The 13,538-nt window shown below is 70.8% G+C and carries 13 protein-coding genes; 3 read left to right on the plus strand and 10 right to left on the minus strand.

Annotated features, from left to right (window positions below):
• Nucleotides 1-5: 5 nt before the first annotated feature.
• From MTO99_RS05485 to MTO99_RS05495, 3 genes are all read right to left on the minus strand, one after another.
• Nucleotides 6-200 carry a hypothetical protein gene (locus MTO99_RS05485; protein ID WP_243557634.1) on the minus strand — a complete coding sequence of 65 codons (195 nt, stop codon included), beginning with the start codon at nt 198-200 and terminating at the stop codon, nt 6-8.
• Between the two features lie 148 nt (nt 201-348).
• Nucleotides 349-972 carry a 30S ribosomal protein S4 gene (gene rpsD / locus MTO99_RS05490; protein WP_243557635.1) on the minus strand — a complete coding sequence of 208 codons (624 nt, stop codon included), beginning with the start codon at nt 970-972 and terminating at the stop codon, nt 349-351.
• Nucleotides 973-1,168: 196 nt separating this feature from the next.
• Nucleotides 1,169-2,719 carry a replication-associated recombination protein A gene (locus tag MTO99_RS05495; protein WP_243557636.1) on the minus strand — a complete coding sequence of 517 codons (1,551 nt, stop codon included), beginning with the start codon at nt 2,717-2,719 and terminating at the stop codon, nt 1,169-1,171.
• Nucleotides 2,720-2,842: 123 nt separating this feature from the next.
• Between MTO99_RS05495 and MTO99_RS05500 the strand changes: the two genes are divergently transcribed.
• From MTO99_RS05500 to MTO99_RS05510, 3 genes are all read left to right on the plus strand, one after another.
• Nucleotides 2,843-3,631 carry a peptidylprolyl isomerase gene (locus MTO99_RS05500; protein ID WP_243557637.1) on the plus strand — a complete coding sequence of 263 codons (789 nt, stop codon included), beginning with the start codon at nt 2,843-2,845 and terminating at the stop codon, nt 3,629-3,631.
• Between the two features lie 114 nt (nt 3,632-3,745).
• The gene (locus MTO99_RS05505) at nt 3,746-4,978 is read left to right on the plus strand and encodes a DUF349 domain-containing protein (protein ID WP_243557638.1); all 1,233 of its coding nucleotides are present in this window, start codon (nt 3,746-3,748) and stop codon (nt 4,976-4,978) included.
• Between the two features lie 91 nt (nt 4,979-5,069).
• Nucleotides 5,070-5,657 carry a type IV toxin-antitoxin system AbiEi family antitoxin gene (locus MTO99_RS05510; protein WP_243557639.1) on the plus strand — a complete coding sequence of 196 codons (588 nt, stop codon included), beginning with the start codon at nt 5,070-5,072 and terminating at the stop codon, nt 5,655-5,657.
• Here the strand turns inward: MTO99_RS05510 and MTO99_RS05515 are convergent.
• The 7 genes from MTO99_RS05515 to ruvC form a co-directional block, all read right to left on the minus strand.
• Entirely contained in the window at nt 5,636-7,891 is a 2,256-nt protein-coding gene (locus tag MTO99_RS05515) for a RelA/SpoT family protein (protein ID WP_290428400.1), read from the minus strand. The genes MTO99_RS05510 and MTO99_RS05515 overlap by 22 nt on opposite strands.
• A gap of 81 nt (nt 7,892-7,972) precedes the next feature.
• Nucleotides 7,973-8,986, minus strand: coding sequence for a protein translocase subunit SecF (gene secF / locus MTO99_RS05520; RefSeq protein WP_243557640.1), 1,014 nt, complete (start codon nt 8,984-8,986; stop codon nt 7,973-7,975).
• Entirely contained in the window at nt 8,986-10,713 is a 1,728-nt protein-coding gene (gene secD / locus MTO99_RS05525; protein ID WP_243557641.1) for a protein translocase subunit SecD, read from the minus strand. The genes secF and secD overlap by 1 nt, the downstream gene beginning before the upstream one ends.
• A 67-nt stretch (nt 10,714-10,780) precedes the next feature.
• The gene (yajC, locus tag MTO99_RS05530; RefSeq protein WP_243557642.1) at nt 10,781-11,161 is read right to left on the minus strand and encodes a preprotein translocase subunit YajC; all 381 of its coding nucleotides are present in this window, start codon (nt 11,159-11,161) and stop codon (nt 10,781-10,783) included.
• Between the two features lie 72 nt (nt 11,162-11,233).
• Nucleotides 11,234-12,298: a Holliday junction branch migration DNA helicase RuvB gene (gene ruvB, locus MTO99_RS05535; RefSeq protein ID WP_243557643.1), complete on the minus strand. Its 1,065-nt coding sequence runs from the start codon at nt 12,296-12,298 to the stop codon at nt 11,234-11,236.
• Nucleotides 12,295-12,918, minus strand: a complete 624-nt coding sequence (gene ruvA / locus MTO99_RS05540) for a Holliday junction branch migration protein RuvA (RefSeq protein WP_243557644.1) — start codon at nt 12,916-12,918, stop codon at nt 12,295-12,297. Before ruvA ends, ruvB begins: the two co-directional genes overlap by 4 nt.
• Nucleotides 12,915-13,532, minus strand: coding sequence for a crossover junction endodeoxyribonuclease RuvC (ruvC, locus tag MTO99_RS05545; protein WP_243557645.1), 618 nt, complete (start codon nt 13,530-13,532; stop codon nt 12,915-12,917). Before ruvC ends, ruvA begins: the two co-directional genes overlap by 4 nt.
• Between the last annotated feature and the right edge of the window lie 6 nt (nt 13,533-13,538).

The following is a 13,538-nucleotide window of genomic DNA, read 5'->3' on the forward strand; positions in this document are numbered from 1 at the left end:
GCGCGTCAGTGCGAGGCGGACCCGTCGGCGCGGAGCTCGGCGTCGCGCTCGTGGTACCCCTCGGCGATCGCGTTGCCGAACGCCCTGGCCTTCGCGTCGATCGACGAGAAGAACTCGCGACCGCTCGTGGTGCGGTTGACCTGGTGGGCGACGACGAAGCCGGCGGCGACACCGGCGATGAACCACAGCACGCTCTTCACGGAAGCTCCCTGATCGATCACGCCCGGCGTCGGCACGGGCCTCGGATCAGTCTAGTCTCGCCCGGCGCGGCCGCGGCGGCGGGCGCCGAAGACGACGCAGGGGCCGCGGGTGGGAAACCGCGACCCCTGCGTGCTCGACGCGGATGCGTCAGCGAGCGGCGTAGTACTCGACGACGAGCTGCACGTCACAGGTCACGGGGACCTCGGCGCGCTTCGGGCGACGCACGAGGGTCGCCTGCAGGCGGTCGAGCTCGACCTCGAGGTAGCCCGGGGTCTTGGGCAGCACGTCGACGTGACCGCCGGCCGCGGCGACCTGGAAGGGCTCGGTGCCCTCGGAGCGCTGCTTGACGCCGATGTGCTGGCCCGGCTTCACGCGGAACGAGGGGCGGTCGACGATCTTGCCGTCGACGAGGATGTGGCGGTGCACCACGAACTGGCGCGCCTGCGAGATGGTGCGGGCGAAGCCGGCACGCAGCACGAGGGCGTCGAGACGCATCTCGAGCAGCTCGACCAGGTTCTCACCGGTCTGGCCGTCGATGCGCTTGGCCTCGTTGTAGGCGATGCGGAGCTGCTTCTCGCCGATGTTGTACTGGGCGCGGAGGCGCTGCTTCTCGCGGAGGCGGACGGCGTAGTCGCTGTCGGCCTTGCGCTTGGTGCGGCCGTGCTCGCCGGGGCCGTACGGGCGCTTCTCCATGATGCGGGCGGCCTTCGGGGTGAGGGCCACGCCGAGCGCGCGGGAGAGTCGGGTCTTGCTACGTGCGCGGTTCGACACGAATGTCCTTTCGGAAGAATCTCAAGTGGAACTCCGGTGCGTGGCGCACCGGAAGTCTGTGTCAGAGGGATTCGCCAAGGGCCGATCGGCTACAGATCGCACCCATTCGCCGTCGAACCCGCGCAGCCGCACGCAGGATTCAGGCTTCAGGCCAGCGACCATCGTACCACGCGGCCCCGAACGGCCCGTGCCGGGCTCAATCGCGCCCGCGCACGATGCGCCGCAGCTTCGCGAGCCGCGCCGAGATCTCGCGTTCGTTGCCGTGTTCGGTCGGCTGGTAGTAGGTCGCGTCGCGCAGCGGGTCGGGCAGGTACTGCTGCGGCACGACACCGATCGCGTCGTCGTGGGGGTAGCGGTACCCCTTGCCGTGGCCGAGGCGCTTCGCGCCCGGGTAGTGCGCGTCGCGCAGGTGCTTCGGCACCCGGCCGAGACGCCCCTCGCGCACGTCGGAGATCGCGCGATCGATGCCGAGGTACGCCGCGTTCGACTTCGGCGCGGTGGCGAGATGCACCACCGCCTGCGCGAGCGGAATGCGCCCCTCGGGCATGCCGATGAGCTGCACCGCCTGCGCCGCCGCGACCGCGACGCCGAGCGCGGTCGGGTCGGCCATGCCGATGTCCTCGGAGGCGAGCACGATGATGCGCCGAGCGATGAACCGCGGGTCTTCGCCGGCCTCGATCATGCGTGCGAGGTAGTGCAGTGCGGCGTCGACGTCGCTGCCCCGCACGCTCTTGATGAAGGCGCTGATCACGTCGTAGTGCTCGTCGCCGTCGCGGTCGTAGCGCAGCAGCGCGCGGTCCACCGCGCGCGCGACGGTTTCGGGCGTGATGAGCGGGCGGGCGGGCGCCATCGCGTGGGTATCGGATGCTTCGGCATCGGATGCTCCGCCGCCGGCGCCGGCCGCGGCATCCGGATCTTCGGTCGCGCCCGAGGCGCCCGAGGCGCCCGTCTCGCCCGTGGCATCCGTCTCGCCCGTGGCATCCGTCTCGCCCGTGGCATGCGTCTCGCCCGCATCCGTTCCAGCCGGAGCATCCGCCGCATCCGCCGCACCGGACGCGGCGGCCGCCTCGCCGGCGGCCGAGACCGCGGCGGCCTCGAGCGCGGTGAGCGCCCGACGCGCGTCGCCCGACGCGAGCCGCACGATCGCCCGCCGCGCCTCGGGATCGAGGTCGACGGCGCCGGCCAGCCCGCGCGGATCGACCAGCGCGCGATCGACGAGCATACCGAGGTCGTCGTCGGAGAGCGGCTCGAGGGTGAGCAGCAACGACCGCGACAGCAGCGGCGAGATGACCGAGAACGACGGGTTCTCGGTGGTGGCGGCGACCAGGATCACCCAGCCGTTCTCGACCCCCGGGAGCAGCGCGTCCTGCTGGGCCTTCGTGAACCGGTGGATCTCGTCCAGGAAGAGCACCGTCGAGAGGCCGTACAGGTCGCGCGACGCCTGCGCCTCCTCCATCACCTGGCGGACGTCGCGGACGCCGGCCGTCACCGCCGAGAGCTCGACGAACTTGCGGCCCGACGACCGGGCGATCGCCTGGGCGAGGGTCGTCTTGCCGGTGCCCGGCGGACCCCACAGGATGACCGACACCGACCCGCTCGTGCCGGCGCGGTCGCTCGCGAGCGCGACGAGCGGCGACCCCGGGCCGAGCAGGTGCCGCTGACCGGCGACCTCGTCGAGGCTGGTGGGGCGCATCCGCACGGCGAGCGGGGTGGCGCCCGAGCGCAGCCCCTGACCGTGCTGAACCATGCCATCAGCGTAACCGCGCCCGCCGACACCGCCCGGCGCGGTGTTCGCGGTACGACGCAGGATTGGCCCGGCGGGCGGGCCTTAAGTAGAGTCTGCTGGCAGGATTCCGCAAGAAGGAGCACCGTGGCACAGAGCGACCGGCAGGCCCGTGAGGAACGAGCGCGGCTGCGCACCTACCAGGCCCGTCAGGAGGTGCACGCCAGGAAGCAGCGTCGTCGCGTGCGCGACAACCTGATCGCCGGGGGCGTCCTCGTCGTCGTGCTCGTCATCGCCACGGCCGCGCAGCTCTTCTACTTCAACGGCGGGCCGGGCACCCCCGAGGCCGAGCCCAGCACACCGCCGACCGCCGAGCCCACCGAGACGCCGGCCCCCGAGGGCGAGAACCAGGGCGACGTCCCCTCCGCCGACATCGCCGAGGGGCGCACCTGGACGGGCACGCTCACCCTCAACGACATCCCGCTCGGCATCGAGCTCGACGGCGCCGCCGCGCCGCAGGCGGTCTCCAGCGAGATCGCACTCGCCCAGTCGGGGTTCTACGACGGCGTCAGCTGCCATCGCCTCACCACCGACGGCATCTACGTGCTGCAGTGCGGCGACCCCACCGGCGACGGCACGGGCGGCCCCGGCTACTCGTACGGCCCGATCGAGAACGCGCCGGCCGACGGGCTCTACCCCGCCGGCACCATCGCCATGGCTCGCTCCGCCAGCGCGTACAGCCAGGGCAGCCAGTTCTTCATCGTCTACCAGGATTCGACCCTGCCCACCGATACCGGCGGGTACTCGGTGATCGGGCGGGTCACGAGCGGGCTCGACCAGCTCATCAGCGGCGTCGTCGCCGGCGGCACGGCCGACGGCAGCACCGACGGCGCACCCGCGACGGAGGTGCTCATCACGGGCTTCACCGTGCAGTGAGCGCCCTGCGCGTCCGGCGGCAACCCCGCCGACGCGCCCCCGGCTGTGCAATAGGCTGGTCGGGCACAACGCCGCCGCGATGACCGCGGCATCCGACCACGACAGGGTGAAGCCGTGACCGATTCAGACCAGCAACCGTGGGGCCGCGTCGACGAGACGGGCACCGTCTTCGTGCGCACGAACGACGGCGAACGCGAGGTCGGCCAGTTCCCCGACGGCTCCCCCGAGGAGGCGCTCGCCTACTTCGAGCGCAAGTACGCCGACCTCGCCGGGCAGGTGAACCTGCTCGAGCAGCGCGTACGACGCGGCGCTCCCGCCGCCGACGTGGCGAAGGCCGTCGCCCACCTGCAGACCGCGGTCGCAGGCGCCAACGCGGTCGGCGACCTCGACTCCCTCTCGCGTCGCCTCGAAGCCCTGTCGGGCACCACCGCCGAACTCACCGAGCAGCAGCAGGCCGAGGCCAAGGCCGCCGTCGCCGAGGCGCTCGCCGAGCGCACCGCGATCGTGGAGGCGGCCGAGACGCTCGCCGCCCAGGATCCGGCGAAGACCCAGTGGAAGCAGACGTCGGCGCAGCTCGACGAGCTGTTCACCCGCTGGCAGCGCCACCAGCAGGACGGCCCCCGGCTGCCGAAGGGCGACGCGAACGAGCTCTGGAAGCGGTTCCGTGCCGCACGCTCCACGATCGAGCACCACCGCAAGGCGTTCTTCGCCGAGCTCGACGCCGCGCACCGCGATGTCCGGGCCCGCAAGCAGCGGCTGATCGAGCGGGCCGAGGCGCTCGCGCCGCGCGGTGCCGACGCGATCCCCGAGTACCGCGCGCTGCTCGACGAATGGAAGCTGGCCGGCCGGGCGGGCAAGAAGCTCGACGACGCACTGTGGGCGAAGTTCAAGGCTGCGGGCGATGTGCTCTTCCAGGCGAAGGCCGAGGCCGACGCCATCGAGGACGAGGCGTACCGCGCCAACCTCGAGCAGAAGCTCGCGCTCCTCGACGAGGCCGAGCCGCTGCTGAAGCAGACCGACCCGAAGGCGGCACGCGCCGCACTCACCCGCTTCCAGGACCGCTGGGACGAGATCGGCCGAGTGCCGCGCGACCAGATCCGGGTCGTCGAGGACCGGCTGCGCAAGATCGAGTCCCACGTCCGCGGCCTCGAGGATGCCCGCTGGGAGCGCGAGGACCCCGAGAAGAAGGCCCGTTCCGAGGGCATGCTCGGCCAGCTCACCGACGCCATCGCCAAGCTCGAGTCCGACCTGGCCGATGCCGAGGCCCGTGGCGATGCGAAAGCGGCCGCCGCGGCTCGCGAGGCGCTCGACGCCCGCCGCGCCTGGCTCAAAGCCGTCGGGGGCTGAGCGCTCCTCCCCAACCGTCGCGATGCGGGCCGCCGTCCACAGGCGGTCCGCATCGGCGCATTCGGCGCGGCGCATCCTCCACCATGGGCTGATGGCCCGACTTCCCTCCGTCCTCGGCACCGCCGATCTCCCCCTCCCCGAGCTCTGCGCCGCGCGCATCGACGGCGAACTCATGCCGTTCGGCGACGGCTGGGTGCCGATCGACGAACCCGACCTGATCGGGCTGCGCGCCGAGGTGCTCGCCCGTCGCGCCGACCGCGACCTCATCGTCGAACGGCGTTCGGCGGCGTGGCTGCTGGGCGCGCTCGTCGCCCCACCCGACCCCCCGCAGTTCTGCGTGCCGATGCGCGCTCGCATCGCCCAACGGGTGGCACGCGACTTCTCGGTACGCGAAGTCGCCATCGACGACGACGAGATCATCACGGTCGCCGGGCTCATCCGCTGCACTCGCCCGGTGCGTACCGTGCTCGACCTCGCACGCGACACCGGGGTCGACGAACGGGCCGCGATCCGCGCCGCCGCCGCGCTGCTGCAGACCGACGCCGAGCTCGCCGACGAGGCCGAGGACCGGCTCAGGTCGGCGTTCCGCCTCCCCGGCAAGGTCCGCGCCCTCGAACGGCTCGCGACAGCGCGCGCCATCGCGGTGACCGCGATGCGTCAGCCGTCGGAGACGCGGTAGACGTCGTACACGGCGTCGATCCGGCGCACCGCGTTCAGCACCCGGTCGAGGTGGGTGGTATCGCCCATCTCGAACACGAACCGGCTGAGCGCGAGCCGATCGGTCGACGTCGACACGTTCGCCGAGAGGATGTTGACGTGGTGCTCGCTCAGCACGCGGGTCACATCCGACAGCAGCCCCGACCGATCGAGCGCCTCGATCTGGATCTGCACCAGGAACACGCTCTTCGAGCTCGGTGCCCACTCGACGTCGATCATGCGCTCGGGTTCGCGCATCAGCGACTGCACGTTGTGGCATCCGGCCTGGTGCACCGACACCCCCGAACCGCGGGTGATGAACCCGACGATCTCGTCGCCGGGGACGGGGGTGCAGCAGCGAGCGAGCTTCACGAGGATGTCGGGCGCCCCGCGCACCAGCACCCCCGAGTCGCTCGTGCGCGGCAGCGCGCGGGCCCTGGTCGGGATGCTGATCTCGGGCTCGTCGACCTCGGCGACGTCGCGCACGAGCGCCACGACCTTCTCGAGCACCGACTGCGTCGAGACGTGCCCCTCGCCGACCGCCGCGTAGAGCGATGAGACGTCGTCGTAGCGCAGCTGCGCGGCGACCTCGGCGAACGACTCCTGGCTCATCAGCTTCTGCAAGGGCAGGTTCTGCTTGCGCATCGCCCGGGCGATCGCGTCCCGGCCGTGCTCGATGGCCTCGTCCCGGCGCTCCTTGGTGAACCACTGCCGGATCTTGTTGCGCGCGCGGGGGCTCTTGACGAACGTCAGCCAGTCCTGGCTGGGGCCCGAGTCGGGGTTCTTCGAGGTGAACACCTCGACCACGTCGCCACTGGAGAGGACGCTCTCGAGCGGTACCAGCCGGCCGTTGACCTTCGCCCCCATCGTTCGGTGCCCGACCTCGGTGTGCACCGCGTACGCGAAGTCGACCGGGGTCGCGCCGGCCGGCAGGCCGATCACGCGACCCTTCGGCGTGAAGACGTAGACCTCTTTCGCACCGATCTCGAAGCGCAGCGAGTCGAGGAACTCCCCCGGATCGCTCGTCTCGGCCTGCCAGTCCGAGATGTGGGCGAGCCACGCCATGTCGGTCTCGGTCGCCGCCGACCGATCGTCCGTGCGGCCGCTGTTCATGCGCTCTTTGTACTTCCAGTGCGCGGCGACGCCGTACTCGGCCCGCTGGTGCATGTCATGGGTGCGGATCTGGATCTCGACCGCGCGGCCCTTCGGGCCGATCACCGTCGTGTGCAGCGACTGATAGAGGTTGAACTTCGGGGTCGCGATGTAGTCCTTGAACCTGCCCGGCACCGGAGTCCACCGGGCATGGATGGCGCCGAGCACCGCGTAGCAGTCGCGCACCGAGTTGACGAGCACGCGGATGCCGACGAGGTCGTAGATCTCGTCGAACTCGCGGCCGCGCACGATCATCTTCTGGTAGATCGAGTAGTACTGCTTCGGCCGGCCGACGACCTTGCCGCGGATCTTCGCCTGCTTGAGGTCGTCGCCGACCAGGTCGATCACGGACTGCACGTACTCTTCGCGCTGCGGCGTGCGCTGCTTCACGAGGCTTTCGATCTCGGCGTAGAGCTTGGGGTAGAGCACCGCGAACGAGAGATCCTCGAGCTCCCACTTGATGGTCTGGATGCCGAGCCGGTGTGCGAGCGGGGCATAGATCTCGAGGGTCTCGGTCGCCTTGCGGGCCGCGTTCGCGGCGGGCACGAAGCCCCATGTGCGCGCATTGTGCAGGCGGTCGGCGAGCTTGATGATGAGCACGCGGATGTCCTTCGACATCGCGACGATCATCTTGCGGACGGTCTCGGCCTGGGTCGAGTCGCCGTACTTGACCTTGTCGAGCTTCGTGACACCGTCGACGAGCATCGCGATCTCGTCGCCGAAGTCGGCCCGCAGCTGGTCGAGCGTGTAGTCGGTGTCTTCGACCGTGTCGTGCAGCAGGGCCGCCGCGACCGTCTTGGAGCCGATGCCGAGGTCGGCGAGGATCTGGGCGACCGCGATGGGGTGCGTGATGTACGGCTCGCCGCTCTTGCGCTGCTGGCCGGTATGAGCACGGTCGGCGACCTGGTACGCCCGCTCCACCAGCCCGAGGTCGGCCTTCGGATGGTGCATCCGAACCGTGCGCAGCAACGTGTCGACCGCGCCCGACGGCTGCGCCTTGGAGAAGATCCTCGGCACGAGGCGGCGCAGTGACGCCGTCTGGTTGATCCCCGTGGTCTCGGTCACCCGCCGCACCTCCCGCGTTCCATTATCGCCGCTCCTGGCGGAGGGCCGATCGCACGGGTCGAGAGGCGCAGCAGGCCGACGTCATCCGGCGGCGACCGCCTCGCGCGCCTCGGCGCCCGCGCGCCCGCGCTCCTTCAGCACCTTCTCGTCGTGACGGCGGATCTTCGGCTCGCCCTCGCGGAACTGCGAGTACATCGGCGCCGCGATGAAGACCGTCGACCAGGTGCCGACGAGGATGCCGATGAGCAGCGCGAGCGAGATGTCGCGCAGCGTGTCGGCTCCGAGCGCACCGGCGCCGATGAACAGGATCGCCGCGACCGGCAGCGCCGCGACGACGCTCGTGTTGATCGACCGCACGAGGGTCTGGTTGACCGCGAGGTTGACCGACTCGGCGAAGGTGCGACGCGATTCCTCGCCGTCTTCGGCGGTGTTCTCGCGGATCTTGTCGAACACCACGACGGTGTCGTACAGCGAGTAGCTGAGGATCGTCAGGATGCCGATCATCGCCGCCGGCGAGATCTCGAATCCGACGCTCGCGTAGATGCCGACGGTGACGACCAGATCGCCGAGCAGCGCGATGATCGCCGCGAGCGACATCTTCCAGGTGCGGAAGTACAACGCCATCACGAGCGCCGCCAGCAGCACGAAGGCGATCAGGCCGACGATCGCCTGACGGGTGACGTCGGCGCCCCAGCTCGGGCCGATGAAGGTCGAGGTGACCTCGGAGATCGGCACATCGTACGCCTCGGCGAGGGCCGAGCTCACCTCGAGCGATTCGGCCTGCTCGAGCTGGTCGGTCTGCACGCGCACGCCGTCGCCGCCCACGATCGTGACCCGCACTTCGGTGTCGGGGACGACCGAGTGCACCGCGTCGATCGCGGGCTGCGTCTCGGCGTTCTCGACGCCGGCGATCTGGAACTGCGAACCGCCGCGGAACTCGATGCTGAAGTTCACGCCCCGCACCAGCGGGATGGCGATGGTGACGACGATGAGCGCGATCGCGATCGCGTACCACTTCTTGCGGCCGCCGACGAAGTTGAACGAGCGCTTGCCCGTGTAGAGGTCGTTGCCGAACTGGGTGATGCGGCTTGCCATCAGGACTCCTTGCCCTCGTCGGAGCCGGCGCCGACAGCGGCCGCCGCTTTCCGCTCGGCGATCGTCTGGCGCTTCTGCGCCTCCTTCGAGCTCGAGGCGACCTTGCGGGCCGGCACGGTGCTCGGCTTGCGGAACTCGGCGCGTCCGCGGTACACGGCGCCCAGCGCGTTCGGGTCGAGCCCCGACCACGGGTTGCCGCTCGAGAAGAACCGGGTCTGGGCGAGCAGCTGCAGCATGGGGTGCGTGAACAGGATCACGATCACCACGTCGATCACGGTCGTGAGGCCGAGTGTGTACGCGAAGCCCTTCACGCTGCCGACCGCGAGGATGAACAGCACGATGGCCGCGAGCAGGTTGACGCCCTTCGAGGCGAGCACCGTGCGGAACGCCCGCTTCCAGCCGGCTTCGACGGCGCCGACGAGCGGCCTCCCGTCGCGCAGCTCGTCTCTCACACGTTCGAAGTAGATGATGAACGAGTCGGCGGTGAAGCCGATCGCGACGATCAGGCCCGCGACCCCCGCGAGCGAGAGACGGTACCCCTCGCGCCAGGAGAGGATCGTGATCATCAGGTACGTGATGATGCCCGCGATCACCAGCGATGCGATCGTGACCGAGGCCAGGGCGCGGTACTGGAACACCGTGTAGATCACGACCAGGATGAGGCCGATGAGGCCGGCGATGAGGCCCGCCTGCAGCTGAGCCGTGCCGAGGGTCGGCGCGATCGTGTCGGAGGACTGCACCGTGAAGCTGATCGGCAGCGCGCCGAACTTCAGCTGATCGGCCAGCGCCTTCGACGTCTCCTGGTCGAAGCTGCCGGTGATCTGCGGCCGGCCGTCGGTGATGATCCCGTTCATCGACGGCGCGGACAGCACCGCGCCGTCGAGCACGAACGCGAACTGGTCGCGCGGCGACTCGCCGGACAGGCCGTACAACCGGGTCGACACCTTCGCGAAGTCCTGAGTGCCCTCGTCGTCGAAGACGATGTTGACCGCCCACTGCCCCGTGTTCGCGCCGGTCGAGGTCTGGACGGTGCCGTTCGTGGCGTCGACGATGTTCGCGCCGCTCACCTCGACCGGACCGAGCAGGTACTTGACCGCGCGGCTCTGGTCGCACGTGACGAGGGGCTCACCGGCGGGAGCCGCGCTGGTGTCGCCGTCGTCGAGGCTGGAGCAGTCGAACGTGTCGAACTGGTTCTGCAGCGCCGGGGTGACCCAGTTGAGGTCGCTGCCGTCGGTGGGCTCGACGGTGGGCGTTGCCTCGAGCTCTTCCTCGGGGGCGGCGGTCTCGGTCGGCGAGGCCGCCTCGCTCGTCGTCGCACCGCTCGCGAGCAGGACGGGCCGCAGCTCGAGCTTCGACGACTGCTGGATGCGGCTGCGGGTCTGGTCGTCGAGTTCGCCGGGGATGCGGACGACGACGTTCGAGCCCTCGGTGTTGATCTCGGACTCGGACACGCCCGACGCGTCGATGCGCTGTCGGATGATCGACACCGCCTGGTCGAGCTGCTCCTGCGACGCGGTCTGCCCCTCTTCGAGCTGCGGCGCGAGGATGATCTCGGTGCCGCCCTCGAGGTCGAGCGCGAGCTTCGGAGTCCACGATCCCCCGCCCCAGATCACGCCGGCGGCGTTGATCGCGAAGAGGCCGGCGATGATGACGCCGAGCCACGTGAGGGAGCGCCAGGCCTTGCGGACCGGCGTCGGTCGGGACGACCGCTTCTTGGGTGCAGCCACGGTTCTGCTTTCTCTGCAGGAGCCCGCGCGTCATCGCGCGGGCGGAGCCTCGATGGAGTGGGGGTGCCTAGTCGTCGGACTTCTTGGCGTCGGGCGTCTCGTCGACGGGCGACTCGAGGCGCTCGCCGAACTCGGGCTCGCCCTCGAGGGCCGCCGCGGGCTCGTCGTCGTCGACGGACTCGGCAGGCTCGACGACGCGCGCGACCGTCTGCCGGTGCACGGTGAGCACCGTGCCGGGCGTGGTCTCGACGAGCACCTGGTTCTCTTCCTCGTCCATCGAGAGGATGGTGCCGAAGACGCCGAAGTTGGTCATCACCTTCGCACCCGGCTGCACCTTGGACTGGAGCTCGCGGGCCTCGGCCTGGCGCTTGCGCGAGTTGCGGAACATGAAGAAGATCAGGACCGCCAGCACGGCGAGCATGATGATTTCGAACGGGCCGAATTGCATGAGGGGAGACCTTCCGATGTGCGCGCGCTGGCGCACGGAGTTGAAAGCGGGACGGGCCGGAGCCTCTACGGATTATAGGTCATCGAGCGGAAGGGCGGCTTCGACCGCGGATGTCGCGGGCTGACGCCCGAAATGCCGCCACGCGGCGGGAGTCGCGACACGGCCGCGGGGCGTGCGCGTCAGCAGGCCGATGCGCACGAGGAACGGCTCGACGACCGCCTCGATGGTCTCGGCCTCTTCGCCGACGGAGACGGCCAACGTGTTCAGCCCCACGGGGCCGCCGTCGAAGCGCGTGAGGATCGTCTCCATGACGGCGCGGTCGAGCCGGTCGAGCCCGAGCGCATCGACGTCGTAGAGTTCGAGCGCCGCCCGCACGCCCGCGAGGTCGGCGCGAGCGCGCTCGGACCCGCCCGAGTGCACGAGCGTGTAGTCGCGGACCCGCCGCAGCAGCCGGTTCGCGATCCGCGGTGTTCCGCGGCAACGGCCGGCGATCTCGGCGACCGCCTCGCGGTCGATCGCGAGCCCGAGCATGCCCGCCGCGCGGGCGAGCACCTGCTCGAGTTCGGCCTCGTCGTAGAACTCGAGGTGCGCGGTGAACCCGAAGCGGTCGCGCAGCGGATTCGGCAGCAGGCCTGCGCGCGTGGTCGCGCCGACGAGCGTGAAGGGTGCGAGATCGAGCGGCACGCTCGTCGCGCCGGCGCCCTTGCCCACCATGATGTCGATGCGGAAGTCCTCCATCGCGAGGTACAGCATCTCTTCGGCGGAGCGCGCCATGCGGTGGATCTCATCGATGAACAGGACCTCGCCGGGCACCAGCGACGAGAGGATCGCGGCGAGGTCGCCGGCGTGCTGGATGGCGGGCCCGCTCGACATGCGCAGCGGTCGCCCGCCCTCGTGGGCGACGATCATCGCCAGGGTCGTCTTGCCGAGCCCGGGCGGGCCCGCGAGCAGGATGTGATCGGGCGTGCGCTGCTGGAGCGCGGCGGCGGACAGGAGCAGCTGCAACTGCCCCCGAACCCGGGACTGCCCGACGAACTCGCCGAGACTGCGCGGGCGCAACGCGCCCTCGAACGCGAGCTCGGCTTCGGACGCGAGCGCCGGATCGGTGAGATCGAGGTCGTCGGCGCCGTCGGTCATCGCGCCCTCCCGACGGACTGGGCCGGGCCGAGCCGGCCGAGCGCGAGACGCAGCAGTGCGGGCACGGAGGTCGCGTCGGCCTCGGATGCCTCGGCGAGGGTCTGCTCGACCGCATCGGCGGCGAGCTTCTCGCTCCACCCGAGCCCGGTGAGCGCGGCGAGCACGCTGTCGGCCACTCCCCCCGTCGCGACGGGCGCGGCGGAGGGTCGGGACGCGGTGGGCGGGGCGAGCTTGCCCGCGAGCGAGAGCACGATCAGCTTCGCCGTCTTCGGCCCGATGCCGCTGACCTTGCGGAACGCCGCATCGTGCTCGGCGTGCACCGCTTCGGCGATCTGGTCGGGCGAGAGCGCCGACAGCACGCCGAGCGCCGACTTCGGCCCGACGCCGGTGACGCCGATGAGCAGTTCGAACACGTCGAGCTCGTCGCGGGTCGCGAACCCGAACAGCGTGAGCGAGTCGTCGCGCACGACGAGCGACGTGTGCACCGTGAGCTCGGCGCCCTCGCGGCTCGCGAGCGCGAGCGCGGGCGTGGTGTTGACGTGGAAGCCGACGCCGCCGACGTCGATGACGACGGAACTGCCGGCCGCGGCGAGCACCCGCCCGCGAAGTGAGGAGATCACTCCCTCAGCCTACGGGCGGCCCCCGACACGGCCGCGGAGCGCTCCGCGGCGATCCACGCACGCTGCGCCGGCGTCAGCCCCGGAGCATCCGCCTCGACGCGCCCGATCGATGCCGCATCCCGAACCGCCTCGCCCGCGACGCCGCCGGTGCGCCACGCGTGGCAGATCGCGAGGGCGAGCGCATCGGCCGCGTCGGCCGGCTTGGGCATCGCGTCGAGGCCGAGGATGCGCGCGACCATCGTGCCGACCTGCTTCTTGTCCGCCCGCCCGTACCCCGTGATCGCGGCCTTCACCTCGCTCGGCGTGTGCAGGGCGACGGGCAGTTCGCGCCGAGCCGCGATGAGCATCGCCACCCCCGAGATCTGCGCCGTGCCCATGATGGTCGAGACATCCGATCTCGCGAAGACCCGTTCGAGCGCGACCGCCTGCGGTCGATGCTCGTCGAACACCGCCTCGAGTCCGTCGGCGATGCGGCGCAACCGCCGCTCGATCGACAGGTCCGTCGGCGAGCGCAGCACGACGACGTCGACGAGCGTCGCGGTGCGATCGGGCGCGACGTCGACCACGCCCACACCGCAGCGGGTGAGCCCCGGGTCGACGCCGAGCACCCGCACGGCGAC

Origin of the sequence: Agromyces larvae, from assembly GCF_022811705.1 — a bacterium.
In the GTDB taxonomy this organism is placed as follows: domain Bacteria; phylum Actinomycetota; class Actinomycetes; order Actinomycetales; family Microbacteriaceae; genus Agromyces; species Agromyces larvae.